Origin of the sequence: Amycolatopsis sp. NPDC051045, assembly GCF_040682955.1 — a bacterium.
GTDB lineage: Bacteria > Actinomycetota > Actinomycetes > Mycobacteriales > Pseudonocardiaceae > Amycolatopsis.
The window spans coordinates 14,199-40,897 of sequence record NZ_JBFBCC010000003.1 but is presented as its reverse complement, the minus strand read 5'-3'; the positions used below and the strand labels follow the sequence as shown (position 1 = coordinate 40,897).

The following is a 26,699-nucleotide window of genomic DNA, read 5'->3' as shown; positions in this document are numbered from 1 at the left end:
CCCGCAGTGTTCGTGGCGGTCACGTGGTGAACGCGTTCGCGGAGAAGCTGGTCCTGGACAACCTGACGCCCGCGCAGTTCATCCAGGTCCTCGAAACCCTGCACATGCTGGGCGAAGCCGGGGCGGGCATCGAGCTGAGCTCCCTGTCGACGGACGTCTTGGTGGACGTGGTCCGCCGGGCGTCCCGCGACCAGCTGAAGGCGATAGCGGATCACCCGGAGCTGCGTTCGGTGTTCTTGGACGAGATATTCCGCCGAATGTCAGAGCATTTCTCGCCGTCTCGTGCGCGTCACGTGGATGTGGTGGTTTCGTGGCGCTTTTCCGAGGGTTCAGGCGAAGACGGATACGACCGTTTCCAGACGGTGATCGAGGACGGTGTGTGCGTTTCTTCAACGGACCTGTCACGCACACCGGACACAACGATCACGCTGGCGGTGGACGACTTCATCCGCATGGCCACGGGCAACGCAGCAGTGGCGGCGATGTTCGTGACGGGGAAGGTGAAGGTGAAGGGCGAGTACGCGCCGGCGGTGCGGTTCTCCAGCTACTTCGACATCCCTAAGCCGTCCGGGGAGTAGCTGTCGCAGGTCCGTGACACCAACTTGTCGGTGTCCACCTTTAGGGTGGCGCTATGAGCAACCCTGGTGAAGCCGAGACGTGGCCGTTGGGGGAGATCCACGGAGTGACCGTGGGGGATGTCTTCGCGGACCGCAGTGCGTTGGCAGCTGCCGGTGTCCACCGGGAAGGACAGGCCGGCATCACGGGAACGGCCGCTCGCGGCGCCGAGTCGATCGTCTTGTCCGGCGGTTACGCCGACATCGACGACGGCGACACTATCGTTTACACCGGGCACGGTGGTCAGAACGCCGCTAAGAAGCAGGTGGAGAACCAGACTTTTCTAGCCCGCGGCAACGCGGCGCTCAAGACCAGCATGATCAAGTTGACGCCGGTCCGAGTGATCCGAGGCCGCGGTAAGACCAAGGAGCGCAACGCTCACATTCACAACCCGCCGCCGAGTGGCTACCGCTATGACGGCTTGTACTTCGTCGACGACTGCTACTACGAGGAGGTGGACGGCTTCCGACTCTGTCGGTTCAGGCTGTCCAAGGCCCCGCAGGTCGATGTCATCGCAACTCCTCCGGACGTTCTCCTGGAATCGGAGGAGTGGCACAGTGAATTGCCGGCAGGGAACAAGAATCCTGGTAAGCGTGCGTTCGAAGGCTCACGCGTTGTTCGCTCGGTCGAGTTGGCCAACGAGGTGAAGGCACTGCACGACCACACTTGCCAAGCGTGCGGCAATCGACTCGAGGTGAGTGGTCGAGGGTATGCGGAGGGAGCTCACATCCGGGCGCTCGGCGGTGGGCACGACGGTCCGGACGAGCCCGACAACATGCTGTGCCTGTGTCCCAATTGCCATGTCTTGTTCGACTACGGTGCGTTGATCGTGGAGAAGGACTACTCGGTCTTTCGAAACGGTCAGCCAATCGGCAAGCTGCGCACGAAGCCGGGACATCCGATCCGGGACGAGCACCTCGAATACCACCGCCAAAGGTATGCCGAGCAGCCGAGCTAGTTCTCCACGATCCGGCCTTCAATGACCGTCGGCTGGGCTTGGCGTGGCTCTTCCGAAGCCACCACCTCGCTGTCCACCACCATCACCGGCCCGCGCCGGCGGTTGGCGAACCGCACAGCTCGCTTCTCCATCCGCTTCAACCACAACCGACGCGCCACCGCCCGCGACGGCGGGAGCATCAACAGCAACCCAAGGACGTCGCTCACGAACCCGGGTACCAGGATCAACACCCCGCCGAGCCCGACCAGCATTCCGTCGGTCAGTTCCTTCTCCGCGGGCCGCCCTGAGCGGGCCGCCGAGGTGAACGCCCTCATCGCCTTGCCGCCCTCGCGGCGAGCCAGCCAAGAACCCAAGAAGGCGCCGCCCAGCAGAAGGGCCAGCGTGCCGAGCACGCCGACGGCCGAACCCACCGCCCAGATCGCGGCGATCTCGGCAATGACGTAGAGCAGGAACGCGACAGCCATACCGGGACAACGAACGAGCTGTCCGATTTGCTCCCGGCCTCGGAGGCACCCCGCTAGGCTCACCTCTCGTGTCCGACTGGCTCCGCTGGCTCCTAATCGCGTTGTTGCTGGTCGTGGCGTTGCTCGTGCTGTGGCACGGTGGGCGTCGGCGGTCCTTGTTCCCCGGGGTCACGTGGACGCGGCGGACGCCCCGGACGCCCCGGACGCCGGGCCGGCGCGGGATGGCTGGGTCGGTGATCGGATGGCTCGCCGTCGCCGTGCTGGTTGCCGGGGTGGCCGGCGGGGGCTTGCTGTCGTTCCTCGGCTGGCCGCGGCTGCCGTCGGCCGGGCAGTTCGACGTCGGTCAGCTGCTCGACCTGTTGAAGATCGCGCTGTCCGTGGTCGCCGGGTTCGGTGGAGTGGTGCTGCTTGCCGTCAACTACCGGAAGCAACGCGTTGCTGAGGACGAACACGATCTGGCCGTTCAGCGAGCTGAACGCGAGGTCGTGCAGAGGTTCAACGAACGGTTCGGCAGCGCCGCCGAGCAACTCGCCAACGAAAGTCCGGCTGTTCGCCTGGCGGGGGTCTACGCGATGGCCGGGCTCGCCGACGACTGGGCCGACAAGCGCCAGGTCTGCGTCGACGTCTTGTGCGGATACTTCCGGATCACCCGCGATGGCGATGGCGAGTTCGAGGTGCGCGAGGCGATCTTGCGCGTGATCCGGGACCGCACCCGCCCCAGCGCGGACCGGTCGTGGTCGGCACTCGATTTCGACTTCACCGGCGTCAACATCGAGAACGCCGACTTCGCGCGCCTGAAGTTCGACGGTGAGGTGCTGTTCGACGGCGCCGAATTCGTCGGCGGCGTGGCGTCGTTCGCCGGCGCGGAGTTCGGCGGCCTGCTGAGTTTCCACGGCGCTCGGTTCTCCGCGGACGAGGCGAACTTCGGCGGGATCACCGTCAGCTCGGGCAAGGCCGAGTTCGTCGGCGCGGAGTTCGCGGGAAACAAAGTGGATTTCGCCGATGGATTCCTCGAGTACTCGTCGGTTGCCTTCTTTCGATGCCGATTCGCGTCACCCGTGATCGACTTGTCGCAGTTGAGCCTCCACGTGGGCCGCGTGGTGTTCGACCGCTGCGACTTCGCCGACCTTGAGCTCAACCTTTCGGTCAGCCTCGACTACCAGCCGATCTTGTTGGTTCCCGTGCTCGCCGAGGGTTGCCGGTTCGAGCGGTGCCGGATCGACCTGAGCCGGGGAGGGCACGGGATCAAGCTCGCGGATTGCGTGCTCGACACCGTGACCGTCTTCGGCGACCCCGTTGCACATCCGCAGTTGCACAAGTGGCAGAACAACCAGCTTCGCGGCGGAACCTCGTTGCCCAGTCGCTACTCGTCCGCTAACTCGGCACCTCGTCCAGGTACGCCCGCGCCTGCAGGGTGAACAACTCCGCGTACCCCGCCTTCGCCGACATCAGCTCCTCGTGCGTCCCGTACTCCGCGACCTTCCCGTGGTCCAGCAGCAGGATCCGCTCGGCCTGCCGCACCGTCGAGAACCGGTGCGAGATGTACAGCGTCGTGCGTCCCTCGGACAGCTCACGCAGGCGCGAGAACAGGTCGTGCTCGGCCTGGGCGTCCAGCGCCGACGTCGGCTCGTCGAGGATCAACAGCGGCGCCTCCCGCTGGAACGCCCGGGCCAGCGCGATCTTCTGCCACTCGCCGCCGGACAGGCTGACGCCCTGGTCGAACCACCTCCCCAACGGGGTGTCGTAGCCGGACGGCAGCCGCTCGATGCGCTCGTCCGCTCCTGCCCGGCGGGCCGAAGCCTCGATGTGGGGCCGGTCCTCCAACCGGGTCAGGTCGCCGAGGCCGATGTTCTCCGCCGCCGTGCCCTGGTACGTCACGTAGTCCTGGAACATCGCGCTGATCCGCGTGCGCAGCTCGACCGGGTCGTACTCGCGGATGTCGACGCCGTCCAGCAGGATGCGGCCCGCCGTCGGGTCGTACAACCGGCACAGCAGCTTGAACAGCGTCGACTTGCCCGCGCCGTTGCGGCCCACCACCGCCACCGTCTCGCCCGGCCGGATCTCGAAGCTGACGTCCTCCAGTGCCGGCTCGTCCGAGCCCGGATACGCGAAGGTGACCGAATCGAACTCGATGTGACCGTCCACAACAGACGGAACTGGCCGGGGTGCCGCGGGCGCCGTGATCTCCGGTTTCGTGTCGAGGAACCGGTACAGCGTGTCCAAGTACAGGTTGTTCTCGTACATCCCCGAAAACGCCGTGAACAGCCCGGACACCGACGTCTGCACGGACGTCGCGGCGGCCGTGTACAACGCCAGGTCACCCAGCGTCAGCCGGCCGCCAACCGCCTCCAGCGCGATGTACAGCGCGATCGCCGAGCCCGCGAGCGTGCTCAGCAGGCCCCAGGACGTCGAGCTGACGTTGCGGTTGATCGTCAGCTTCCGCTGCCGCTCATAAGAAACGACACCGAGCCGGCGGAACCGGTCGACGAAGTACGGGCCGAGCCCGAACAGCTTCGTCTCCTTGGCGTAGGTGTCCGTGGTGACCAGCGATGACAGGTAGTCCATCCGCCGCTTGATCGGCGACATCAGGAACGTCAGCCAGAACGCGCGCGAGCCGTACTTGGACTGCGAGATGAACGCCGGGATCGGCGCCACCAGCGCGACCAGGGCCAGCAGCGGGCTGATCGAGACGAGCAGCGCCACCATGCTGCCGAACGTGATCAGCGTCCGCACGAGCCCCAGCGCGGAGTTCATCATCGACAGCGGCCGCGTCGGCGCTTCCTGCGCGGCCTGGCGCAGCATGTCGTAGGACGTGGACCCCTCGAAGTACGCGAGGTGCAGTTCGCTCGCGTGCGCCATCACCTGGTGGCGGATGGTCAGCGTCATGCGTTCCTGCAGCAGCGACTGCGCGATCGACGTCAGCGCGCTGCTGATCGCGGTCGCGGCGAGCACGCCGAACTGGAACAACGCGACGTTCACGATGTCGCCTGTGGTCCCCTTGCCCTGGATCGCCGCGACGACGGCGTCGAGCAGCAGTTTCGCGATGTACGCGGTCGCGGTCGGCAGGAGCCCGGACAGGAGCGTGATCAGCGCGAGGAGGATCGTCAGGACCGGGCTGGCCTGCCACGTCAGCTTCACGACCTTCGGCAGGCCACGGACCGTGCCCGCCACGGACGTCTTCGCGCGGTTCAGCCGGGACTTCAGATCCTTCGGCTGGTCTTCCGGCTTCGGCTCGGGAATTTCGACCGGCCCGGTGAGCCCGCTCTCCGGCACCGTCGTGGCGTGCCGCCGACGGCCACGCCGGGCGAGCATGAACTCCATGCCGCCCCCACCGCCCGGAATCACTGAGCCTCCACGGCGCCGTGCAGGAAGACGTCGACCACCTGGCGCGTGGTGGGCGCGTCGCCGTCCGCCGCCATCGGGCGGCCGCCGAAGAGCAAGGCCAGGAACAGCGAGGCGAGCTGCTCGGGCGGCAGCCGCAGCCGGTCCTTCTCGGGTGTGAACAGCTCGACCATCGCCCCGCGCATGGCGGCCATCGACTCGCGGCGGCCGCCCTTCCAGGTGCCCCGCCGGTCCTTGAGACGCTGCTCGGGGTCGCGCTGCTTGTGCCGCCCGGACGCGTGCAGCGCGCCCATCAGCGTGCCCATCCGCTCGAGGTGGGCGCTGAGCGCTTCGGCGGCCTCGACGAGCCGGTCGGCCAGCGGCTGGTCCAGGGGGATGTCGGCGATCGCGTCGAGCACGTGGTCGGGCCGCAGCGCCTCCGCGGTGCAGGCGTCGAAGAGCTCGTCCTTGTCCTTGAACGCGCGGAAGATGGTGCCCTCGCCGATGCCGGCGGCGCGGGCGATCTGGCTGGTGGTCACGTTGGCGCCGTGCTCCATCAGGAGCGGCAGCACCGCGTGCACGATCATGGCGCGCCGGGCTTCGGCGCTCATGCCCGGCGCTCTCCGCCGGGTTTCGGGTGCTGGTGTCATGCGACCAGTGTGCGGAGTGAGCACTCACTCCGTCAAGTGCGGATAGGTTGGCGCCATGGGTGTGCTCTGGGCGATGGCGTTCCCGATGCTGGTCGTGCTGCTGTTCCTGCTGGCCGTGTTCGAGGTCTGGGGCCGGCGGTTCCTGCCGTGGCACCGCCGCGGTGACGGCCAGCGGGTGGCGAGCGTCGCGGCCACCGAAGAGGTGGAAGCCATCCTCGGCGGCACCAAGCAGCACGAACTCGAGCAGCGCCAGGTCCAGCTGATGCTGGTCGACGACGAGGCGGACGGCGCCCCGCCGCGCACCCACGTTGACCTCGACGCCGGGAAGATCGTCTTCCGGAAGTAGTGAGGGCCGCCCGAAGGCGGCCCTCACCTGCGTGAACTCAGTACGTCATCGCCATCGCCGGGTCGGCCAGCAGGGCGCCGACGTCGGCCAGGAACTCCGAGCCCTGCTGGCCGTCGACCACCCGGTGGTCGAAGCTCAGCGACAGCTGGAGCACCTTGCGGACCTTGATCTCGCCGTCCACGACCCACGGCTGGTCCTTGATCGCGCCGAGGCACAGGATCGCGGACTCGCCCGGGTTGATGATCGGCGTTCCGGTGTCGACGCCGAACACGCCCACGTTGGTGATCGTGATCGTGCCGTTCGCCATGTCCGCCGGCGACGTCTTGCCCTGGCGCGCGACCTCCGTCAGCTCGGTCAGCGCGATCGCCAGCTCCTTCAGCGACATCGAGTCGGCGTCGCGGACCTTGGGCACGATCAGGCCCCGTGGCGTCGCCGCCGCGATCCCGAGGTGCACGTAGTCCTTGTAGACGATCTCCTGCGCCGCTTCGTCCCACACCGCGTTGACGTCCGGCGTGCGCTTCGCCGCCAGGCACACGGCCTTCGCGGCGAACGTCAGCGGCGTGACCTTGACTCCGGCGAACTCTCGCGACTTCTTCAGCTTTTCGCGGAACTCCATCATCGGCGTGACGTCGATGGTCAGGAACTCCGTGACGTGCGGAGCGGTGTACGCGCTCTGCACCATCGCGGCCGCGGTCATCTTCCGGACGCCCTTGATCGGCACCCGCCGCTCACGAGACGCACTGTCTACAGCGGACTCGACGACCGGGGTGCCGTTGGCGGCGCGCTCGACGTCTTCACGGGTGATGACGCCGCCGTCCGCGGTTCCGGTCAGGGCGTGCAGGTCGACGCCGAGATCCTTCGCCAGCTTCCGTACCGGTGGCTTCGCCAGCGGAACGTATCCACCGCGCGGAGCCGCGACCGGGGCCGGAGCAGGTGCGGGAGGGGCGACGACGGCCGGAGGAGGCTCGGGAGCTGCGCCCTTCCGCGCCCGCCGCTGCGTGACGACGGCCTTGGAGCCGTAGCCGACCAGCGGCTTCATCTCTTCTTCTTCGACAGGAGCGGCAGCCGCGGCAGGCGCAGGAGCGGCCGAAGAACCACCCGGGTCGACGTCGATGGTGAGGATCGGCGTGCCGACCTCCACCGTCTGTCCCGGCTCGACGTGCAGCTCCGTGACGACCCCGGCCCACGGGATCGGCAGCTCGACGGCGGCCTTCGCGGTCTCGATCTCGACCACGATCTGGTTCACCGTCACGGTGTCGCCCGGCTTCACGTGCCAGGACAGGATGTCGGCTTCGGTCAGCCCCTCCGCCGTGTCGGCCAGCGGAAATTGCTTGTACGTGGGCATGGTGCGGAAATCCCCCTTACCAGGCGAGCGAGCGGTCGACGGCGTGCAGCACCCGGTCCAGGTCGGGGAGGTAGTGCTCCTCGAGCTTGGCCGGCGGGTACGGCGTGTCGAACCCGGTCACCCGGAGGACGGGGGATTCCAGCGAGTAGAAGCACTCCTGCTGGACGCGCGCGGCGATCTCCGACGTCAGCGACGACTCGGACGGCGCCTCCGACAGCGCGATCAGCCGCCCGGTCTTGCGCACCGACTCGAACACCGGCCCGAGGTCCAGCGGCGAGAGCGTGCGCAGGTCGATGACCTCGAGGGACTTGCCTTCGTCCGCGGCCGCGGCGGCCGCGTCGAGGGCGACCTTCACCGAGGGGCCGTACGCGACGACCGTCGCCGTCGTGCCTTCGCGGACGACCTGCGAGGAGAACACCTCCGACGGCGTGCCGGCGACGTCGATTTCGGCGCGCAGCGCACCCGAGTGGTACAGCCGCTTCGGCTCGAAGAACAGGATCGGGTCGTCCGACTTGATCGCCTGCTGAATGCCCCAGTAGGCGTCGACGGCGTTCGAGATCGACACGACCTTCAGGCCGGGGATGTGCGCGAACAGCGACTCCGGCGACTCCGAGTGGTGCTCGACCGCGCCGATCCCGCCGCCGAACGGCACCCGGATCACGACCGGCATCTTGATCTTGCCCTGCGTCCGGTAGTGCAGCTTCGCCAGCTGCGAGGAGATCTGGTCGAAGCCGGGGAAGATGAAGCCTTCGAACTGGATCTCGCACACCGGCCGGAAGCCGCGCACGGCCAGGCCGACCGCGGTGCCGATGATGCCCGACTCCGCGAGCGGCGTGTCCAGCACGCGCTGCTCGCCGAAGTCCTTCTGCAGGCCGTCGGTGATCCGGAAGACGCCGCCGAGCTTGCCGACGTCCTCGCCCATGATCAGGACCTTCGGGTCTTCTTCCATCGCCCGGCGCAGGCCGAGGTTGAGCGCCTTGCCGATGGTGAGTTTCTGGAGGTCGGTCATCAGTGCTCACCCGCCGAGACGAAGCCGTCGAGGTAGGACAGGAACTCTTCGCGCTGCGCGTCCAGCACCGGGTTGCCCTCGGCGTAGACGTTGCTGAAGATCCGCTCCGGCGGTGGCTCCGGCATGTTGAACGTGTACTCGCGCAGGTCGGCGGCGAAGGCGTCGGCGTCGGCCTGGACGCTGTCGAAGAACGCCTGGTCGGCGTAGCCGCCCCGGGCCAGGAACGCGCGGACGCGCTCGATCGGGTCCTTGAGCTTCCACTCCTCCAGCTCGTCGGAGAGCCGGTAGCGGGACGGGTCGTCGGTCGTGGTGTGCGCGTCCATCCGGTAGGTGAACGCCTCGATCAGCACCGGGCCGTTGCCGTGGCGGCACTCGTCGAGCGCCCAGCGCGACACCGCGAGGCAGGCGAGGACGTCGTTGCCGTCGACGCGGATGCCGGGGAAGCCGTAACCGCGGGCGCGCTGGTACAGCGGCAGGCGCGACTGGCGCTCGGTCGGCTCGGAGATCGCCCACTGGTTGTTCTGGCAGAAGAAGACCAGCGGCGCGTCGTAGACGGCGGCCCAGACGAATCCTTCGTGCACGTCGCCCTGCGAAGTGGCGCCGTCGCCGAAGTAGCAGATCGTAGCTTCGTCAGTGTCAGAAGGATTGCCGTCGCCGTCGGTGTTTCCTACTCTGCCCTCGAACTTCTGGCCCATCGCGTAGCCGGCGGCGTTGAGCACCTGGTTGCCGATCACGATGGTGTACGGGTGGAAGCCGTGGCGCCGGTAGTCCCAGCCGCTGTGGTCGGTGCACCGGAAGATGCCCAGCAGGTCCTTCATGTCGACCCCGCGCGCGTACGCGACGCCGTGCTCGCGGTAGCTGGGGAACGCCATGTCGCTCGGCTTCAGGGCGCGGCCGGAGCCGATCTGCGCGGCCTCCTGGCCGAGCAGCGGGACCCAGATGCCGAGCTGGCCCTGGCGCTGCATGGCGTTCGCTTCGCGGTCGGCCCGCCGGACCAGCACCATGTCGCGGTACAACCCGCACAGCGCTTCGGCGTCGATGTCCTCGACGTACTTGTCGAACCGGGGTGAGGGGACCCGTTCGCCTTCGGGGGTGAGCAGCTGAGTCAGCTCAGCGCCACCTTCGCTGGTCGCTCGCAATCCGGCGATCACCTGTTCGGGGGAGGGCTGGGCCGCGACCGCGGCGGGGCCGTCTCCAGGCTCCGGGTGCGTCCACTGTTCGGACGGCATGCGCTGTACTCCTTGGTGTCGGTGCCTCTGGCGGCCGCTTGTGGCGACCACAGCGACTGCACCGGCGGGGACCAGCGCATCGGGTCCGAAGCGCTCGGTCACCGTCGGCGTTGACGGTTCTCGCCGCCATCCTGGCACGAAGGTCCACGCTTTGGTGAGTCACGGATACTGATTCGTTGCGGAGAAAGCGGCCCTGAACAGCGGAAACGCTAGGAAGCCCGAGCATCGGACCTACGAGAGTAGGGCGCCGGTCCCGGCGCTCACCAGGCGTAGCGCGATCGCGTGCTCGCGTGATCACCCGCGCCGGAGACGCTGTTGTGACGTGCCGCACGCCCGAACGCGCATGGCACGATGGGCCACGTGGAGCAGAAATCCGTCCGTGAATCCGTCGTGTCCGCTTGGACCAGCGACGTCATCCCGAGCCTGTCCGGGCTGGTGGCCATCCCCGCCCTGTCCCCGGCCTTCGACGCCGAGTGGGCGACGAGCGGCCACCTGGCCGCCGCCGTCGACCACGTCCGCGAGTGGATCGCCGGGCGCGAGCTGCCCGGCGCGACGCTCGAGGTCGTCCAGCTCGAAGACCGGACCCCCCTGTTGCTCGTCGACGTCCCGGCGACCCCGGGCGCGGCGGACCGGGGCACCGTCCTGATGTACGGCCACCTCGACAAGCAGCCCCCGGTCGGCGGCTGGTCCGAAGGCCTCGACCCGTGGACCCCGGTGATCCGCGACGGCCGGCTGTACGGCCGCGGGTCCGTCGACGACGGCTACTCCGGCTACGCGGCGACGACGGCGATCGAAGCCGTGAACGCGGCGGGCGGCGAGCACGCCCGCATCGTGCTGCTCCTGGAGACCGGCGAGGAGTCCGGCAGCCCCGACCTGCCCGCCTACGTCGAGCACCTGGCCGACCGGATCGGCGAGGTGTCGCTGGTGGTCTGCCTCGACGCCGGCGGCAGCGACTACGAGCGGTTGTGGCTGGTCACCAGCCTGCGCGGGATGCTGCACCTCGACGTCACGGTGCAGCTGCTGGCTTCGGCGCAGCACTCCGGCATCGCTTCCGGTGTGGTCGCGAGCTCGTTCCGCATCCTGCGGAACCTGATCGAGCGGCTCGAGGACAGCGCCACCGGGGAGCTGCTGCTCGACGAGCTCAAGGTCGACGTCCCGGCCGACCGGCTCGCCGAGCTCCGGGCCGTCTCGGAGGACTTCCCCGACGCGCTGTCGAAGGCGTTCCCGCTGGTCGAGGGCGGGCGCGTGATCACTGAGGACGCGCTGGAGCTGATGCTCAACAACGCGTGGCGCCCGACGCTGTCGGTGATCGGCGCCGACGGCTTCCCGAAGCCCGCCGACGCCGGCAACGTGCTCCGCGAAAGCACCACGTTCACCCTGAGCTTCCGGCTCCCGCCGACGGCCGACGCCGAGAAGGCCCTCGACGCCGTGAAGCGCGTTCTGACCACCGACGTCCCGTACGGCGCGAAGGTCACGCTCGGCTCGCCGCAGGCGGAAAACGGCTGGAACGCGCCGGCCGAATCGCCGTGGCTGACGTCGGCCCTGCGCACGGTCGGCGACGAGGTGTTCGGCCACCCGCACCGCGCGACCGGCATGGGCGGGTCGATCCCGTTCATGGGCCTGCTCTCGCGGAAGTTCCCGGAGGCGCAGTTCCTGGTCACCGGCGCGTGCGGGGCCGACTCGAACATCCACGTGCCGGACGAGTGGCTGCACCTGGACTACGCGCAGCAGGTCACCCAGGCCGTCGCGCACATCCTGGACGCCCACGCCCGCGGCTAACGGCAGGCTTCGCGCAAGGTCGCGGCGGCCGCCGCCAGGCACGCCGGGAAGTCCTGCTTCCCGGCCGCGTCGATCCACCGGTCGAACGCGTCGCCGAAGACGATCGTCGCGACCTGCGCCGCCGGTTTCGCCAGCTCGGGCGGGGTCCCCCGCTGTTCGAGGGCTTCGCGGATCGCGGTGGTGATCGCGGCCCCCTTGGTCCGTTCGCGCTCACGGAGTTCGGTGCTCGACGCGATCACCGCCCGGCGCTCGGGCGACGGGTCGACGAGCTGCGTGACCCGCGTACCGACACCGGCGAGCGCACCGAGTGCCGTTCGGAGCGGGGATTCGGCTTCTTCGGCGGCCAGGACGGCTTCGGCGATCGCGGGGGGCAGCTGCTCCGAACCGGCGAAGAGGACCTCGCGCTTGTCCGGGAAGTAGCGGAAGTACGAGCGGCGGGTGATCCCGGCGCGCTCGGCGATCTGCGTCACGGTCACGGCGTCGTACCCGCGCTCGGCGTACAGCTCCAACGCGGCTTTCCGCAGCCGGTCCGCGGTCCCGGGATCCCATCTGGCCACGCGTCGACGCCCTGACCACCGGCGGCCGCGAGTACCGCAACGGCCGCCTGGTCGGTTCCCGCCTCGGCGCGGACCCGCAGACGCTCGCGCTTCCGGACGGCGAGACGGCGAAGTCGGCGGGCGTGCCCTCGGGTGAGCTGGTGGCCGCCCAACGGGCGAGCGGCGCGCCGTCGGTCACCGTCACGTCCGGTCTCGCACCCACCTCGCCCGCGATCCGGGCGGTGCTGCCCCTGCTCGGCAAGGTGCTGTCCGTCCCGGCCCTGCGCCGGTTCGCGGTCCGGCGGCTCGCCGGGGTCCGGGCGAAGGCGGCCCCGCGACCCCGTGCGCACTCCTGGGGCCACGCCGTCGTCACCTGGCCCGACGGCACGACGCGCGAAGGCTGGCTCCGCGCCGGCGAGGGGATGGACTTCACGACGGCGGTCGTGGCCGAGGTCGCGGCCCGTCTGGCCCGCGGCGAGGGCAAGCCCGGTGCGCACACGCCGACGTCGGCGCTGGGCGCGGAGGTCGCCGAAGCCGCGGGCGGCACCTTCCTGCTGTGAGGGCCTACGCCAGCCGGGTCAGCTGGACCGAGACGTCCAAAGTGGACTGACCACCGCCGGTGAAGATGCCCTTCAACGGCGCCACGTCCGCGTAGTCCCGCCCCATGGCCACCCACACGTGCCGCGGCCCGACCGGGATCGCGTTCGTCGGGTCGTAGGCCCACCACCCGCCGGTCCAGACGTCGACCCACGCGTGCGATTCGCCCTCGACCACTTCGCCGAGCTTCGCGTCCGGTTTCGTGTGCAGGTAGCCCGACACGTACCGCGCCGGGACGCCGATCGCGCGCAGCATCACCAGGGTCACGTGCGCGAAGTCCTGGCACACGCCTTCGCGCGCCTGCCAAGCGTCCGTCGCCGTCGAATGGACGCCTGTCGTGCCCGGCTGGTACTTCAGCTGCTTGTTCACCCACTCGCAGACCGCCAGCACCGCGTCGGCCGGGTCCAGCCCGCGCCGCAGCGAGCGGGCCTCGCGCGCCAACGTGACGTCTCGCGGGGTGTAGTCGGTCGGGGTCAGGTACTCGGTGCGGTGGTCGATCACCGTCTCACCGCGGAGGTCCTTCCACGACGCCGCGCGGATCGGCTCGGCTTCGTCCGCCGTCTCGACCACCGACGTCGCCAGCACCGTGAACTCCGTGTGCGGCGCGTGGAGGTCGAACGACGTCACCACCGTGCCCCAGTAGTCCGTGTACCGGTACGCGCGGGTCGCCGGGGCCGTCTCGATGCGCGTCGCCACCGTCGTCTGGCGGCGGTCGGAGCGCGGCGTCAACCGGGCCTCGTTGTACGACTGCGTCGCCGGTGTCGCGTACCGGTACCCCGTCCGGTGCGCCACCCGCAGCTGCCACGTCACAGCGAAACCTCCGCGCCGCTCCACGCCACCCACGGCGACGTGCTGAAGTACTGCATCGACACCGCTTCGCCGATCTCCTTGATCGACGTCTGCAACGCCCCTAGGCGGCGCGGCAGGTCGGTCAGCAGGTCCGACGGGCGGAGGAACTCCAGCTCGCTGCGGGCCCGGCCGAGCTCGCGCAGCGCCTCCGACTTTTCGGTGGTGCGCGCACCACCGCCCGGGTCGAGCTGCTGCAGGCAGTCCTCGGCCTGACGCAGTGCGTGGAACACCGAGCGCGGGAACAGTTTGTCCCGCAACAGGAATTGCACGACGCGACCGGCGTCCAAGGCACCGCGGTACGTGCGCAGGTAGGTGTCCTGCGCGCCGGCCGAGCGCAGCACCGTGATCCAGCCCGGCGACGACGCGCGGTCCGCGACCCGGGACAGCAGCAGCCGCACCACCATGTCGGCGCGTTCGATCGAGCGGCCCAGCACCATGAACAGCCAGCCGTCGTCGCGGCTCATCGTCGAGTCGGCGAGCCCGGCGAACATCGCCGCGCGCTCCTCCACGAACGACAGGAACGCGTGCGGCCCGGCGCGCCGGGCGTAGCGCTGCCGGTCGGGCACCGCGTTCCACGTCGCGTTCAGGCACTCCCACAGCTCGGTCGAGACGACTTCGCGGGCGCCGCGGGTGTTTTCGCGCGCCGAGTTGATCGAGCCGACGATCGACGCGGGGTTGTCCTTCCCGTACGCCACCAGCTCGGTCAGCTTCCACACGTCGAGGGCCTCCGCGCCCTCCGGGTCGATGCCCAGGACGGCCAGCAGCTGGCGGCTCGCTTGGTCCGGGTCGACGGTCGCGTCCTCCAGCAGCTGGTGGACCGAGACGTTGAGGATGCGGGAGGTGTCGTCGGCGCGTTCGACGTACCGGCCGATCCAGTACAGCGACTCCGCGTTGCGGGCGAGCATGAGGACCTCCACATCCCGAAGTGATCTTTACCGCTGAGGGAGCATTCAACTCAGCTCTGCTGTTGCTGTTGCTGTTGCTGCTGGGACGAGGTCAGCTCGGGTCCCTGTTCGGCGATCATCCCGTCCACTGTGGATATCGTGCCGAGTGCGGGCCGTTCGAGCTCGCGCTCGGCCGTCGACGCCCGGGACGCCAGCACCCACGTGTCCTTCGAGCCGCCGCCCTGCGAGGAGTTGACGACCAGGCTGCCCTCCGGCAGCGCCACCCGCGTCAGGCCGCCGGGCAGCACGAAGATCTCCTTGCCGTCGTTGACGGCGAACGGCCGCAGGTCGACGTGCCGCGGCGCGAGCCGGTCGTCCACCTTGGCCGGCACGGTCGAGAGCTGGACCACCGGCTGCGCGATCCAGCCGCGCCGGTTCGCGCGCACCTTGCGCCGCAGCGTGTCCAGCTCCTTCTTCGTCGCCTCCGGCCCGAACACGATCCCGTAGCCGCCGGAGCCGTCGACCGGCTTCACGACCAGCTCGTCGAGGTGCGCCATGACGTGGTCGCACTCGTCCGGCAGCCAGCACCGGAAGGTGTCCACATTGGGCAGCAGCGGCTTCTCGCCGAGGTAGTACTTCACCATCTCCGGCACGTAGGTGTAGACGAGCTTGTCGTCGCCGACGCCGTTGCCGATCGCGTTCGCGATCACGACGTTGCCTGCCCGGGCCGCGTTCTGGACGCCGGCGACGCCGAGCACGGAGTCCGGCCGGTAGTGCACGGGATCGAGGAACTCGTCGTCGATCCGCCGGTAGATGACGTCGACCGGGCGCTCACCCTCGGTGGTCCGCAGGTAGACGACGTTGTCGCGGCAGAACATGTCGCGGCCTTCGACCAGTTCGACGCCCATCAGCCGGGCCAGCAGCGAGTGCTCGAAGTACGCCGAGTTGTGGAGGCCGGGGGTGAGCACGACGACCGTCGGGTCGGCGACGTTCGCCGCGGCCGCCGCGCGCAGCGCCCGGAGCAGGTGCGACGCGTAGTCACCGACCGGACGCACGCGGTGCTGGGCGAACAGGTCGGGGAACACCCGGGCCATCGTGCGCCGGTTCTCCATCACGTACGACACCCCGGACGGGTTGCGGAGGTTGTCCTCCAGCACCCGGAACGTGCCCTCTTCGTCGCGCACCAGGTCCACACCGGACACGTGGATGCGCACGCCGTTCGGCGGGTTGATGCCGAACGCCTCCCGCTGGAAGTGCTCGCACGAGGTGATCAGCCGCCGCGGCAGCACGCCGTCGCGCAGGATCTGGCGGTCGCCGTAGACGTCGGCGAGGAACGCCTCGAGCGCGCGGACGCGCTGGGCCACGCCACGCTCGATCTTCGCCCACTCGGCCGCCTGGATCACCCGCGGCACTAGGTCCAGCGGAAACGGCCGCTCCTGTCCGGACAGTGAGAACGTGATGCCCTGGTCCACCATCGCCCGGTCCAGCGCGAGCGACCGCGAGTTCAGGTCGTGCGCGTCGAGCGCCGCGATCGACTCGTACAGCGCCCGGTACGGGCCGCGGACCGTGCCGTCGGCGGCGAACATCTCGTCGTAGGCCTCGGCGTGCGGCCGCTCCGGGGAGAGGTACCCGTCGAACCGGGCTCCCGGACGGGTGATCCGGCTGGTCGCCGCCTTCCGCGCACGTCGACCGGAGGGGGGGCAGCCGAGGCGGGGTGGCGTTCATGAACGACATCCTCGCTCACCGTGCCGCCCGGACGCGACACTCGCGCGGCGTCGTAAACATCGCTGTAACTTCACGGTGCTGTGCTTTGGTATGGATGAGTGGCAATATGCGAGCTCTCAGAACCTGAGAACTACGAGGAGTGACGACGTGGCCCGAGGAACCCAACTCAAGGCGCTCGCCTTGCTGCCTGCGTTCGCCCTGGTCGGCCTGACTGTGGCCTGCGGCGCGGGCGGAAGCGGCGCGGGCGACACCGGCCCCAGCAGCTCGGCTGCGCCGGGTGCTGGATCGGGTGACGTGGGGACGGTCGCCAAGGACGACGCGCTGGCCGCCATGGTGCCCGGTGACGTCAAGGCTGACGGCAAGATCGCGGTCGGCCAGGACCAGAGCTACCCGCCGAACGAGTTCGTCGACGGCGGCAAGGCCGCCGGCTTCGACGTAGACCTCGGCACCGCCATCGGCCAGGTGCTCGGCGTGCAGATGGACTTCCAGAACGCCGCGTTCGACGGCATCATCCCGGGCATCGGCGCCAAGAAGTACGAGCTGGCGATGTCCTCGTTCAGCATCAACGCCGAGCGGCTGCAGTCGGTGGACATGATCTCTTACTACAGCGCGGGTACGTCGCTGGCCGTCCTGAAGGGCAACCCCGACGGCCTGAAGGCCGACGACCTGTGCGGCAAGAAGATCGCCGTCCAGAAGGGCACCACCCAGGTCGAGGACCTCGACAAGAAGAACGCCGCCTGCACCGGCGCGGGCAAGCCCGCCATCGAGGTCACGCAGCTGCAGGCGCAGACCGACGTCAACCTGGCCCTCACCGCCAAGCGCGTGCAGGGCGAGCTGGCCGACTCCCCGGTCATCGACTACGCGGTCAAGCAGACCAACGGCCAGCTCGAGTCGGTCGGCGCGCCGTACGACACGGCGCCGTACGGCATCGTGCTGCCGAAGAACAGCGGTGACTTCGGCAGGGCCGTCCAGGGTGCGATCCAGAAGCTGATCGACAGCGGCGCGTACAAGAAGATCCTGGACAAGTGGGGTCTGAACGCTGCCGGCGCGGTCACCAAGTCGGAGATCAACCCGGCCTCCTGAGTCTGTCGAGTTAGGACAAGTTCGTGAGTTCCTCCGAAGCGCCTCCGGCCGAGGCGCCGATCGACGCCGAGCCCATCAAGGCCGTCCCGGTGCGCCACTACGGGCGCTGGGTGGCCGGCGTGATCATCCTGTTCGTCGCGTTCATCGTCGCGCGCAGCGTGATCACGAACGACGCTCTGCAGTGGCCGGTCGTCGGGAACTACCTCTTCGACGACCGGGTGCTGCGCGGCCTGCAGAACACCCTGATCCTGACCGTGATCTCGATGCTGATCGGGATCGTCGGCGGGATCCTGCTGGCGGTGATGCGCCTGTCGCCCAACCCGCTGACCTCCGGTGCGGCGGGCGTCTACATCTGGCTGTTCCGCGGCACGCCGCTGATCACGCAGCTGGTGATCTGGAACTTCCTGGCGCTGGCCTACCCGCGCCTCGGCCTGGGCATCCCGTTCGGGCCGGAGTTCGTCAGCTGGGACACCAACCAGCTGATCACGCAGTTCACCGCGTCGCTGCTCGGCCTCGGGCTCAACGAAGCCGCGTACATGGCGGAGATCGTGCGGGGCGGCATCCAGTCGGTCGATTCGGGCCAGCTGGAAGCGGCGAGCGCGCTCGGCATGAGCCGGACGAAGACCCTGCGGCGGATCATCCTGCCGCAGGCGATGCGGGTGATCATCCCGCCGACCGGCAACGAGACGATCTCCATGCTGAAGACGACGGCGCTGGTCGTGGCCATCGGGTACTTCGAGCTGATGGTGGCGGTGCAGACCATCTACTCGCAGAACTACAAGACGGTTCCGCTGCTCATCACGGCGGCGCTCTGGTACCTCTTCATGACGTCGGTGCTGACGCTGGTCCAGATGCAGATCGAGAAGCGCTTCGCGCGGGGTACCTCGCGGGACGTCGCGACGAAGACCAAGTGGGCGGGCCGGATGCTGGGCTTCCGGTTCGGCTCCGGGGCCGGCGGCGGAGGGGGGAGGGCCTGATGACTCCGGTCGTTTCTGCGCAAAAGATCTACAAGAGCTTCGGCAGCGTCGACGTCCTCAAGGGCATCGACCTCGAGGTGCGCGAGCGGGAGGTGCTCTGCCTGATCGGGCCGTCCGGCTCGGGCAAGTCGACGCTGCTGCGCTGCATCAACCACCTCGAGAAGATCGACGCCGGCCGGCTCTACGTCGACGGCGTGCTGGTCGGCTACAAGCAGCGCGGCGACAAGCTGCACGAGCTGCCCGAGAAAGAGGTCGCGTTCCAGCGCAAGGACATCGGCATGGTGTTCCAGCGCTTCAACCTCTTCCCGCACATGACGGCGATCGAAAACATCATGGAGGCGCCGATCCAGGTCCGGCGCGAGCCGAAGGCCCAGGTGCGCCAGCGCGCGCTGGAGCTGCTGGAGCGCGTCGGCCTCGCGGACAAGGCGAAGAACTACCCCGCGCAGCTGTCCGGCGGGCAGCAGCAGCGCGTCGCGATTGCCCGGGCGCTGGCGATGCAGCCGAAGCTGATGCTGTTCGACGAGCCGACGTCCGCGCTGGACCCGGAGCTCGTCGGCGACGTCCTGGGCGTGATGAAGCAGCTCGCCAAGGACGGCATGACCATGGTCGTCGTCACGCACGAGATGCAGTTCGCGCGCGAGGTGGCGGACAAGGTCCTGTTCATGGACGGCGGCGTCGTCGTCGAAGAGGGGCCGCCCGAGCAGATCATCGGGAGCCCGCGCGAGGAGCGGACCAAGTCGTTCCTCGCCCGGGTGCTGAACCCCAACGCCTGACGATCTTGCGGCGGAAACGGTGTTCCGCACTGTTTCCGCCGTTTTTTCGCTACCTTGATGGCGGGTGAGTGAGGGGGAGGCCCGCATGTCGACCGAAGGTGCGCTGCCGCCACTCGACCCCTTCGCGGGTATCCCGGACCGCCGTTACGAGGTCAAGGCGTCCGAACTGCTGAAACCGGGCAACGCCGGGCTGATGCGCTGGCGGCGGCAGGCCACGAACGCGCCGATCGTCTACGTCGAGGACGCCTACATCACCGGGACGCTGGACCTGCGGGCCGCGGACCTGAAGTACCTGTTCCGGTTCGAGCGGTGCCGGTTCGAGCAGCCGCCGGACGTGCGCGAGGCGAACCTGCTCGGGCTGGTGTTCCGCAAGTGCTGGCTGCCGGGGCTCAAGGCCCGCAACATGCGCAGCCGCAACGACGTCCGGCTGATCCGCAGCGTCGTGCAGGTCGACGGGGACACGCGGGAGATCGAAGAGACGACCGTCCAGCGCGGCGACGACCGCGAACGCGGGATGCCGAACGCCGCGGTCAACCTGACCGACGCGGTGATCGAGGGGTCGATGGTGCTGACCCGCACCGTCATCTCCCACCCGCACGGGAAGGCGATCCAGGCCGACCGGCTCGTGCTGACCGGCGCGTTGCTGGCCTACCGGATGGTCGCGAACGGCGAAGTCCGGCTCCCCGGCCTGCGGACCGGCGGTAACGTCAACTTCTCCGGGGCCACGCTGAACAACCCGGACGGCTTCGCGCTCAACGGCAACGGCCTGCACATCGGCGGCAGCCTGCTGTGCGAGGTCGACAACTACGGCCCGGCCAGCCAGCGCAAACGGTTCTCCGCCACCGGCATCATGTACCTGCCGAGCGCCACGGTCGACAGCGACATCTCGCTGCGCGAGGCCAAGCTGACGGTGTCCCAGCACGGCCCGATCGTCATCGACGCGTGGAAGTCCAACGACCCGTACATCGACCCGCGGCCGGCGCTGGTCGCCGACCGGCTGCGCGTCGACGGGAACGTCGAGCTGTCGGACGGGCTGCAGGCGCTGGGCACGTTGCGCATGGTCAACGCCCGGATCGGCGGCTCGCTGCGGCTGGCCGGCGCCGAGATCAGGGTCGAACGCGGCAAGTCGCAGCCGTACTACGACCGCGCGCTGCACCTGGACGGCACCGAGATCGGCGGCGACATCGAGGCCACGAGCCTGCGCGTGCCGACCGGGCAGCTGCGGCTCGCCGACGTCACCGTGGGCGGCAACTTCCTGGCCTGGAACTCGATGTTCCGCCACCCCGGCCGGGACGTGTTCTCGGCGCGCCGGTCGAAGATCGCGGGCAACTTCCAGCTCACCGACGCCACGATCCACGGCACGCTGCGGCTGCAGGGCGTCGACGTCGGCGGCAGCATCAACCTGGCGGGCACCCGCCTGACCGACCCCGGCAAGCGCGCGACCAGCAGTTACTCCCTCGACGTCCGGACCGGCCGGGTCGGCCGCGACCTGACGCTGCGGGACAACAACGGCCGCCCGTTCGTGGCGGAAGGCGGCGTCAACCTCGACGGCGCCCAGGTCGCCCGGCGCGTGGACCTGCGCGGTTCCCAGCTGGGCTCGCTGCCCCCGTTCGCGGTGGCCCTCGACGCGGGCGACGTGGCCTCGGACGAGTTCATCCTGACCCCCAGCGCCGCACCGGTGGGCCGGATCGTGCTGCGCCGTGCGCACTGCGGAACGTTGAGCGACAACGAGCAGTTCTGGGCGGCGTCCGAGGGCATCGAGCTGGAGGACTTCCGCTACGACGCGCTCAAGGAGGGCATCCCCCTCGACGACGACAAGGCCCTCGACCACCGCATCGAGCTGCTGCGCAAGGCCATGCGTGGCTACCGCCCGGGCCCGTACGACCAGCTCGCCCACATGCTGCGTGCGGCCGGGAACGAGGAGCACGCCTCGACGGTGGCGCTGCGCAAGCAGCAGTTCAGGTACGAAGCGCTGGCCCGCGGGTTCAAGTTCTTCGGCCCGGGTGTCCGGCTGTGGAGCTGGCTGCAGCGGTCGATGGTGGGCTACGGCTACCGCCCGGTGCGCGCCCTCGGCTGGCTGTTCACGCTGCTGGTGCTGGGCAGCCTGTGGTTCGGCCTGGGTTCCGACAACTGCGTCAACGACCGCACCGGCCGGTTCGTGGCGAGCGGCCCGCGCTGCGTGGTGAACCAGCAGGACACCGGCCTGCAGTGGAACCCGGTGATCTACACGGCGGACTTGCTGGTCCCGATCGTCGATTTCGGCAACAAGTCGCGGTGGTACATGCACGGCACCGACAACTGGGTGGCCGCGGGCTTCACGGCGTCCGGCTGGATCCTGGCGACGACCGTGGCGGCGGGTGTCAGCCGGATGCTGCGCCGGGAGAACTGAGCGCGTCTGCGGGCTTATCCGGCTTTGTAGTCATGGTTGTAGACGGCGCTAGATTCCGCTAGTCGATGAAGCGGGACCAGAACGGGATGTAGCGCGGGCCGTCCGGTGGGGCCGTGCTGATGCCGCCCGTCGAGAACTCGCGGTGCAGGTAATCCCGCAGGTCAGTGCCGTAGACCACGATGTCCGTCTGGTACACCGACAGCACCGGGTAACCCATCGTGCCCGGCAGGCCGGGCAGGTACTGGTGGCCGCACACCGGCACCAGCTGTGGCACGTCGGCCAGGCGCCGCCGGGCTTCGCGGACCGCGTCCTCCGGGCCGACCGGGCGGGTGCCCCAGTCCGGCAGCCAGAAGCCGTTGTGCTCGACGTCGTACAGCACGCCGTCGACCGGCCACGCCAACCGTTTGCGCAGCTGCTCGGCGTTGCCGCAACGCCAGTCGGGCCAGCGGTCGCCGATCGGGACGCCGGCGGACAGGAACGTCCGGTGGTCCGCGGCGAAGCGGAAGCCGAACCGGCGCTCGACGTCGTCGAGTTCGGTTTCGCTCAGTCCGGGACGCACGGGTTCCCGGAGGTTCTCCTGCAGGTGCCGCGCCTCCTCCGGAGAGAGGGCGCCGGCCGGCTGGACTGGGGTCATGACCCGAGCCTAAGCGGCGGCTCACCCGCCCGCGCGTCCTTTTTCGCGCCGACCTGGGGGCTCCACTACGGGGTGAGTTTGTTCTCTCATCGGCCGGACCGCGGAACAGAGCGTGAACGCGTGTAGTTCACTCTTCCCGTGACTTCTCCACGACCGCAGAGCCGCGTGCGCGCCCCCGAGCTGCGCGGCGACGTCTGGCTGAACACCGGCGGCCGCCCGATCACCCTCGCTGAGCTGCGCGGCCGCGTCGTCCTGCTGGACTTCTGGACCAGCGGCTGCATCAACTGCCTGCACGTGCTCGACGAGCTGCGTCCCCTGGAAGCCGAGTTCGCGGACGTGCTCGTCACGATCGGTGTCCATTCGCCGAAGTTCCTGCACGAGGGCGAGCGCGCCTCGATCGAAGCCGCGGTTCGCCGCTACGAAGTGCACCACCCGGTCGTCAACGACCCGAAGATGGAGCTGTGGTCGCAGTACGCGGTCCGCGCGTGGCCGACGCTGGTGGTCGTCGACCCCGAGGGGTACGTCGTGCACGTCGCCGCGGGCGAAGGGCACGAAGAGGCGCTTCGCCGCGTGATCGCCGACCTCGTGACGAAGCACGAAGCGAAGGGGACGCTCCGCCGCGGCGGCAGCCCGTACGTGCCGGTCGAGGAGCAGCCCGGTGAGCTGCGGTTCCCGAGCAAGGCCGTCGCCACCGCCGAGGGCCGGGTCCTGGTCGCCGACACCGGGCACCACGCGATCGTCGAGTTCGCGTCGGATGGCGAGACCGTCATCCGCCGCTTCGGCAGCGGGGCCCGCGGCGGCCAGGACGGTCCGTTCGACATCGCGACCTTCGCCGAACCGTCGGGCATCGCGCTCCTTCCGTACGACATCGCCGAGAGCGTCGGCTACCACGCCGTGGTCGCCGACACGGCCGGGCACCGGCTGCGGGGCCTCGACCTGATCACCGGCGAGGTGACGACGGTCGCGGGCACCGGCGCGCAGTGGCGCAGCGGGCCGGACTCCGGCAAGGGCGCCGAGGTCGACCTCACGAGCCCGTGGGACGTCGCCTGGTGGGGTCCGGCAGGCGGGGTCGTCGTCGCCATGGCCGGCAACCACACGCTGAGCGTGTTCGACCCGGTCGGCGGCACCATCCGCCGCTTCGCCGGAACGACCGTCGAAGGCCTTCGCGACGGCGACGTCGGCGAAGCGTTCTTCGCGCAGACGTCCGGCCTGGCCGTGGACGGCGACAAGCTGTGGCTCGTCGACGCGGAGACGTCGGCGCTGCGCTGGATCGAGCCCGACGGCGAGTCGTTCACCGTCCACACCGCGATCGGCGTCGACCTCTTCTCCTTCGGCCACACCGACGGCCCGGCCGACAACGCGCTGCTCCAGCACCCGCTGGGCCTCGCCGTGCTGCCCGGCGACAAGATCGCGATCGCCGACACCTACAACGGCGCCGTTCGCCGCTTCGACGTCTTCACCCGCCAAGTGACCACGATCGCCACCGGGCTCGCCGAGCCGCAGGGCCTGCTGCTGCACGACGGTGCGCTGCTGGTCGTCGAGTCCGCGGGCAACCGGATCGGCCCGCTGCCGACGGCGGAGCCGACGGTCGTCACCGGCGACGCGCACGCCGTGCGCCGCCCGCCGACGGTGCTCGCGCCGGGCGAGATCGACTTCTCGGTGGTGTTCACCGCACCGCCCGGCGAGAAGCTGGACGATCGCTTCGGCCCGTCGACGCGGCTCGAGATCAGCGCGTCGCCCCCGTCGCTGCTGGTCGACGGCGGTGGTACCGGCACGGACCTGAACCGCAAGATCCGGCTCGCGCCGGGTGTCACCGAGGGCGTGCTGCAGATCGTCGCGCAGGCCGCGAGCTGCGACAGTGCCGACAGTGGCAGCGAGCACCCGGCGTGCCGGATCACCCGGCAGGACTGGGGCGTGCCGGTGCGGATCGAGGACGGCGGCGTGCGCGAGCTGAGCCTGGTCATGGCCGGTGAGCCGCGGACCGGCGGGTAGCATGCAGGCCGTGTCAGACGGGCCGAAACTCGAAATCCAGATGCTGCACGACCGCGTACTCGTGCGGCTGGCACCGGAAGAAGGGGAGCGCCGGAGCAGCGGCGGCATCGTGATCCCCGCGACGGCGCAGGTCGCGCGCCGGCTCGCCTGGGGTGATGTACTGGGCGTAGGCAACAGCGTGCGGAACGTCAAGGCCGGCGACCGCGTGCTCTTCAACCCGGACGACCAGCACGAGGTCGAGATCCAGGGCGAGGGGCACCTGGTGATGCGCGAACGCGACATCCACGCGGTGGCGACCGAGCGGACCGAGCACGGGACGGGGCTCTACCTGTAGGTCGGGTCCCGCGGAAGGCAGGCGCGTGGCAGACGAAGAGGTGCGCGAGGGCGCCGACGTGCGCGAGCTCGAACCCGCGCCACCGCCCAACCCGGCGGCGACCGACGGGACGGCCGCCGAGGTGTGGCCCGAGGCCGAGCCCGAGCGGCCCGAGTGGTCGGTTGCCGAGTCGGTGCGTGCCGTGGATACCGGACCCGAGTTGCTGTCGGCTGAGCCGGTGCGTGCTGCCGAGGCTGAGCCCGTGCGGTCGTTGGTCGAGCCGGTGGGCGCCGTGGAGACCGAACCCGGGCTGCCATCGGCCGAGCCCGATGGGGGAGCCGGGTTGCCGCCGATCTGGCCCTCCGCGGAACCGGACGTCTCGCCGGAAGGACCGCTCCCGGCCAGGCCTGTCCCCGGCAACGCCGACGCCGACGCGACCACCGATCTCTTCGCCGAGGATCTGCTCGGCGAACTGCTCGAAACCCCCGCACCACCCCCGGTTCCCGCGACCCCGGCTCGGAAGCTGCGCAAGGGCGTCGCCCGGACCATGATGGCCATCGGGCTCGCGCTCGGCCTCTTCGTCATCCTCTACGCGATCGATCTGGTCGTCAGCGCCGGCGATGTGCCGCGCGGGGTGACCGTTGCCGGCATCGATGTCGGCGGGCTCAGCCATGCCGAGGCGGAAGCCAAGCTGCGGCGGGAACTCGAGCCGCGGCTGATCCGGCCCGTGGTCGTCCACGGCGGGGACGTCCAGGCCGAACTCGTGCCCTCGCAGTCCGGCCTCGGCCTCGACTGGCCGAACACCCTCGGGCTCGCCGGGCACCAGCCGCTCAGCCCGATCACGCGGATCATGTCCTTCTTCACCAGCCGCGAGGTCGGGGTGGCGACGCGCACCGACCAGAACCGGATCGGCCAGGCCGTGCACGAGCTCGCCGAGGGCAAGCTGAACCACCCCGCCACCGAAGGCTCGGTCGGGTTCACGCCGATCCCGGGCAGCGACGGCGGTGTCACCGCCTACCCGATCCTGCCGCGGCAAGGCCAGCAGCTGGCCGACCTGGCCGGCGCCGTGCACACCGTCACCGACCACTGGCTCGACCCGGGCGGGGTCAAGCTGGCCATGGCGATCACGCCGGTGCGGGCGACCGCCGCCGGGGTGCAGGCGGCCTACCGGCAGATCGTCGTGCCCGCGGTCGCGGAGCCGGTCGTCGTGCACGGCGAGGGCAAGGACGTTCCGCTGAAGCCCGTGGTGATCGCGTCGTCGTTCCGGTTCGCGGCGGTCGAGGGCGGGGCCCTCGAAGTCCGCGTCGACCAGGGCAAGCTGCAGGCCGCCCTCAAGGACGAGCTCGCGAGCACCGAGACCGACGGCAAGGACGCCCAGATCGTCTTCAGCGGTGACCAGCCGACGGTCGAGCCGTCCGAAGACGCCCGCAAGGTGGACTGGGAGAAGACCTTCCTCCCCCTGATCGACGTGCTCAAGAAGACCGACGGGCGGGATCTCCCGGTCGTCTACAGCGCGTCGGCCCCCAGCGTGACCACCGACGCCGCCAGCGCGCTCGGCATCAAGGAGGTCATCGGCGAGTTCACCACCGGTGGCCTGACCGGCCCGGCCGAGACGAACAACCGGACGCTCGCCGCACGCGTGTCCGGCGCGATCGTCAAGCCCGGCGAGACGTTCAGCCTCGGTGGCCGCTCCGGCCCCCGCACCGCGGACACCGGCTACGTGCCCGCCCCGGTCGACGAGGACGGTTCCGGCCCGGCCGTGGCCGGCGGCGGCGTCTCGCAGCTGGCGTCCACTTTGTACAACGCCGCCTACCTCGCCGGCCTGGCCGACGGTGGCCACCTGGAGCACGACCACTACCTCGACCGCTACCCCGTCGGCCGTGACGCGAAGGCCGTCAACGTCGACGGCAGCCCGGTCGAGCTCAAGCTGACCAACGACGCGGCGACCGGCATCGCCATCCAGGCCACGGTCTCCGGCGACTCGGTGACGGTCCGGATCTGGGGCACCAGGCACTTCCGCGTCGAGAGCCAGACCGGCGCGCAGACACCCGGCGCCCCGCCGCCGATCCAGTTCGGCTCCGGCGGGACCGGCCCGTGCCTGCCGTCGATCGGTTCGTCCGGCTTCAGCGTCACCGACACGCGCGTGCTCTACGACCTCGCGAGCGGCACCGAGGTCCGGCGGACGTCGCACACGGCCACCTACGGTCCGCGTCCGACCGTGCTCTGTTGAG

Annotated in this window: 24 protein-coding genes; 13 read left to right on the top strand and 11 right to left on the bottom strand. The window is 69.7% G+C overall.

The features are described 5' to 3' along the window. Window positions 1-26: 26 nt before the first annotated feature. A complete protein-coding gene (locus AB0M80_RS07860; protein ID WP_364560497.1) occupies window positions 27-578 on the top strand; it encodes an SCP2 sterol-binding domain-containing protein in 552 nt (183 codons plus the stop codon). A gap of 53 nt (window positions 579-631) precedes the next feature. Continuing rightward, entirely contained in the window at window positions 632-1,573 is a 942-nt protein-coding gene (locus tag AB0M80_RS07855) for a YDG/SRA domain-containing protein (protein WP_364560495.1), read from the top strand. Here the strand turns inward: AB0M80_RS07855 and AB0M80_RS07850 are convergent. Continuing rightward, window positions 1,570-2,037: an FxsA family protein gene (locus tag AB0M80_RS07850; protein WP_364560494.1), complete on the bottom strand. Its 468-nt coding sequence runs from the start codon at window positions 2,035-2,037 to the stop codon at window positions 1,570-1,572. The genes AB0M80_RS07855 and AB0M80_RS07850 overlap by 4 nt on opposite strands. Window positions 2,038-2,270: 233 nt before the next feature. Between AB0M80_RS07850 and AB0M80_RS07845 the strand changes: the two genes are divergently transcribed. Beyond that, a complete protein-coding gene (locus tag AB0M80_RS07845) occupies window positions 2,271-3,455 on the top strand; it encodes a hypothetical protein (protein ID WP_364560491.1) in 1,185 nt (394 codons plus the stop codon). On the opposite strand, the gene AB0M80_RS07840 is transcribed toward AB0M80_RS07845, so the two are convergent. Then, on the bottom strand, window positions 3,412-5,358 hold the full coding sequence (locus tag AB0M80_RS07840) for an ABC transporter ATP-binding protein (protein WP_364560488.1): 1,947 nt from the start codon (window positions 5,356-5,358) through the stop codon (window positions 3,412-3,414). The two genes, AB0M80_RS07845 and AB0M80_RS07840, sit on opposite strands and share 44 nt — an antisense overlap. 20 nt (window positions 5,359-5,378) lie before the next feature. Then, a complete protein-coding gene (locus AB0M80_RS07835) occupies window positions 5,379-5,969 on the bottom strand; it encodes a TetR family transcriptional regulator (protein ID WP_364561979.1) in 591 nt (196 codons plus the stop codon). Window positions 5,970-6,063: 94 nt separating this feature from the next. Here AB0M80_RS07835 and AB0M80_RS07830 point away from each other — a divergent pair, with 94 nt between their 5' ends. Further along, complete coding sequence (locus tag AB0M80_RS07830; protein ID WP_364560486.1) at window positions 6,064-6,354, top strand: DUF6191 domain-containing protein; 291 nt, start codon at window positions 6,064-6,066, stop codon at window positions 6,352-6,354. A gap of 37 nt (window positions 6,355-6,391) precedes the next feature. Here AB0M80_RS07830 and AB0M80_RS07825 read toward each other — a convergent pair whose 3' ends face one another. The 3 genes from AB0M80_RS07825 to pdhA are packed head-to-tail and all read right to left on the bottom strand — an operon-like array spanning window position 6,392 to window position 9,937. Then, window positions 6,392-7,699 (bottom strand): dihydrolipoamide acetyltransferase family protein, encoded by a 1,308-nt coding sequence (locus tag AB0M80_RS07825; protein ID WP_364560484.1) that lies wholly within the window; start codon window positions 7,697-7,699, stop codon window positions 6,392-6,394. 16 nt (window positions 7,700-7,715) lie between these two features. Next, on the bottom strand, window positions 7,716-8,708 hold the full coding sequence (locus tag AB0M80_RS07820) for an alpha-ketoacid dehydrogenase subunit beta (RefSeq protein ID WP_364560482.1): 993 nt from the start codon (window positions 8,706-8,708) through the stop codon (window positions 7,716-7,718). After that, entirely contained in the window at window positions 8,708-9,937 is a 1,230-nt protein-coding gene (pdhA, locus tag AB0M80_RS07815; protein ID WP_364560479.1) for a pyruvate dehydrogenase (acetyl-transferring) E1 component subunit alpha, read from the bottom strand. The genes AB0M80_RS07820 and pdhA overlap by 1 nt, the downstream gene beginning before the upstream one ends. A gap of 360 nt (window positions 9,938-10,297) precedes the next feature. Between pdhA and AB0M80_RS07810 the strand changes: the two genes are divergently transcribed. Beyond that, window positions 10,298-11,716: a M20/M25/M40 family metallo-hydrolase gene (locus AB0M80_RS07810; RefSeq protein WP_364560477.1), complete on the top strand. Its 1,419-nt coding sequence runs from the start codon at window positions 10,298-10,300 to the stop codon at window positions 11,714-11,716. Here AB0M80_RS07810 and AB0M80_RS07805 read toward each other — a convergent pair. Further along, the gene (locus AB0M80_RS07805; protein ID WP_364560474.1) at window positions 11,713-12,273 is read right to left on the bottom strand and encodes a TetR family transcriptional regulator; all 561 of its coding nucleotides are present in this window, start codon (window positions 12,271-12,273) and stop codon (window positions 11,713-11,715) included. The two genes, AB0M80_RS07810 and AB0M80_RS07805, sit on opposite strands and share 4 nt — an antisense overlap. A gap of 140 nt (window positions 12,274-12,413) precedes the next feature. On the opposite strand from AB0M80_RS07805, the gene AB0M80_RS07800 reads away from it, so the two are divergent. Further along, window positions 12,414-12,812, top strand: coding sequence for a hypothetical protein (locus tag AB0M80_RS07800; RefSeq protein WP_364560471.1), 399 nt, complete (start codon window positions 12,414-12,416; stop codon window positions 12,810-12,812). Between the two features lie 4 nt (window positions 12,813-12,816). Here AB0M80_RS07800 and AB0M80_RS07795 read toward each other — a convergent pair whose 3' ends face one another. From AB0M80_RS07795 to AB0M80_RS07785, 3 genes are read right to left on the bottom strand one after another with little or no spacing between them, the layout of a single operon-like run. After that, window positions 12,817-13,659 carry a transglutaminase family protein gene (locus AB0M80_RS07795; protein WP_364560468.1) on the bottom strand — a complete coding sequence of 281 codons (843 nt, stop codon included), beginning with the start codon at window positions 13,657-13,659 and terminating at the stop codon, window positions 12,817-12,819. Continuing rightward, a complete protein-coding gene (locus AB0M80_RS07790) occupies window positions 13,656-14,603 on the bottom strand; it encodes an alpha-E domain-containing protein (RefSeq protein ID WP_364560465.1) in 948 nt (315 codons plus the stop codon). Before AB0M80_RS07790 ends, AB0M80_RS07795 begins: the two co-directional genes overlap by 4 nt. A 50-nt stretch (window positions 14,604-14,653) precedes the next feature. Further along, window positions 14,654-16,240 carry a circularly permuted type 2 ATP-grasp protein gene (locus AB0M80_RS07785; RefSeq protein WP_364561978.1) on the bottom strand — a complete coding sequence of 529 codons (1,587 nt, stop codon included), beginning with the start codon at window positions 16,238-16,240 and terminating at the stop codon, window positions 14,654-14,656. A 214-nt stretch (window positions 16,241-16,454) separates the two neighbouring features. Between AB0M80_RS07785 and AB0M80_RS07780 the strand changes: the two genes are divergently transcribed. From AB0M80_RS07780 to AB0M80_RS07765, 4 genes are all read left to right on the top strand, one after another. Further along, on the top strand, window positions 16,455-17,390 hold the full coding sequence (locus AB0M80_RS07780; protein ID WP_364560462.1) for an ABC transporter substrate-binding protein: 936 nt from the start codon (window positions 16,455-16,457) through the stop codon (window positions 17,388-17,390). Between the two features lie 23 nt (window positions 17,391-17,413). Then, the gene (locus tag AB0M80_RS07775; protein ID WP_364560459.1) at window positions 17,414-18,367 is read left to right on the top strand and encodes an amino acid ABC transporter permease; all 954 of its coding nucleotides are present in this window, start codon (window positions 17,414-17,416) and stop codon (window positions 18,365-18,367) included. Next, window positions 18,367-19,140 (top strand): amino acid ABC transporter ATP-binding protein, encoded by a 774-nt coding sequence (locus AB0M80_RS07770; RefSeq protein ID WP_364560456.1) that lies wholly within the window; start codon window positions 18,367-18,369, stop codon window positions 19,138-19,140. Before AB0M80_RS07775 ends, AB0M80_RS07770 begins: the two co-directional genes overlap by 1 nt. A gap of 85 nt (window positions 19,141-19,225) precedes the next feature. Further along, on the top strand, window positions 19,226-21,529 hold the full coding sequence (locus AB0M80_RS07765; protein ID WP_364560453.1) for an oxidoreductase: 2,304 nt from the start codon (window positions 19,226-19,228) through the stop codon (window positions 21,527-21,529). Between the two features lie 58 nt (window positions 21,530-21,587). Here AB0M80_RS07765 and AB0M80_RS07760 read toward each other — a convergent pair whose 3' ends face one another. Beyond that, the gene (locus AB0M80_RS07760; RefSeq protein ID WP_364560451.1) at window positions 21,588-22,163 is read right to left on the bottom strand and encodes a hypothetical protein; all 576 of its coding nucleotides are present in this window, start codon (window positions 22,161-22,163) and stop codon (window positions 21,588-21,590) included. A gap of 165 nt (window positions 22,164-22,328) precedes the next feature. Here AB0M80_RS07760 and AB0M80_RS07755 point away from each other — a divergent pair, with 165 nt between their 5' ends. The 3 genes from AB0M80_RS07755 to AB0M80_RS07745 are packed head-to-tail and all read left to right on the top strand — an operon-like array spanning window position 22,329 to window position 26,698. Beyond that, complete coding sequence (locus tag AB0M80_RS07755; RefSeq protein ID WP_364561975.1) at window positions 22,329-24,155, top strand: NHL domain-containing thioredoxin family protein; 1,827 nt, start codon at window positions 22,329-22,331, stop codon at window positions 24,153-24,155. Window position 24,156: 1 nt separating this feature from the next. Beyond that, on the top strand, window positions 24,157-24,489 hold the full coding sequence (locus AB0M80_RS07750) for a co-chaperone GroES (protein ID WP_364560449.1): 333 nt from the start codon (window positions 24,157-24,159) through the stop codon (window positions 24,487-24,489). 25 nt (window positions 24,490-24,514) lie between these two features. Then, window positions 24,515-26,698, top strand: a complete 2,184-nt coding sequence (locus tag AB0M80_RS07745) for a VanW family protein (RefSeq protein ID WP_364560447.1) — start codon at window positions 24,515-24,517, stop codon at window positions 26,696-26,698. Window position 26,699 lies beyond the last annotated feature (1 nt).

Bases quoted from the DNA above. Each gene is read 5' to 3' on its own strand.
- AB0M80_RS07855 (WP_364560495.1), top strand. From the start codon at position 632: ATGAGCAACCCTGGTGAAGCCGAGACGTGGCCGTTGGGGGAGATCCAC.
- AB0M80_RS07850 (WP_364560494.1), bottom strand. From the start codon at position 2,037: ATGGCTGTCGCGTTCCTGCTCTACGTCATTGCCGAGATCGCCGCGATC.
- AB0M80_RS07840 (WP_364560488.1), bottom strand. From the start codon at position 5,358: ATGGAGTTCATGCTCGCCCGGCGTGGCCGTCGGCGGCACGCCACGACG.
- AB0M80_RS07835 (WP_364561979.1), bottom strand. From the start codon at position 5,969: ATGAGCGCCGAAGCCCGGCGCGCCATGATCGTGCACGCGGTGCTGCCG.
- AB0M80_RS07830 (WP_364560486.1), top strand. From the start codon at position 6,064: ATGGGTGTGCTCTGGGCGATGGCGTTCCCGATGCTGGTCGTGCTGCTG.
- AB0M80_RS07825 (WP_364560484.1), bottom strand. From the start codon at position 7,699: ATGCCCACGTACAAGCAATTTCCGCTGGCCGACACGGCGGAGGGGCTG.
- AB0M80_RS07820 (WP_364560482.1), bottom strand. From the start codon at position 8,708: ATGACCGACCTCCAGAAACTCACCATCGGCAAGGCGCTCAACCTCGGC.
- pdhA (WP_364560479.1), bottom strand. From the start codon at position 9,937: ATGCCGTCCGAACAGTGGACGCACCCGGAGCCTGGAGACGGCCCCGCC.
- AB0M80_RS07790 (WP_364560465.1), bottom strand. From the start codon at position 14,603: ATGCTCGCCCGCAACGCGGAGTCGCTGTACTGGATCGGCCGGTACGTC.
- AB0M80_RS07770 (WP_364560456.1), top strand. From the start codon at position 18,367: ATGACTCCGGTCGTTTCTGCGCAAAAGATCTACAAGAGCTTCGGCAGC.
- AB0M80_RS07765 (WP_364560453.1), top strand. From the start codon at position 19,226: ATGTCGACCGAAGGTGCGCTGCCGCCACTCGACCCCTTCGCGGGTATC.
- AB0M80_RS07760 (WP_364560451.1), bottom strand. From the start codon at position 22,163: ATGACCCCAGTCCAGCCGGCCGGCGCCCTCTCTCCGGAGGAGGCGCGG.
- AB0M80_RS07750 (WP_364560449.1), top strand. From the start codon at position 24,157: ATGCAGGCCGTGTCAGACGGGCCGAAACTCGAAATCCAGATGCTGCAC.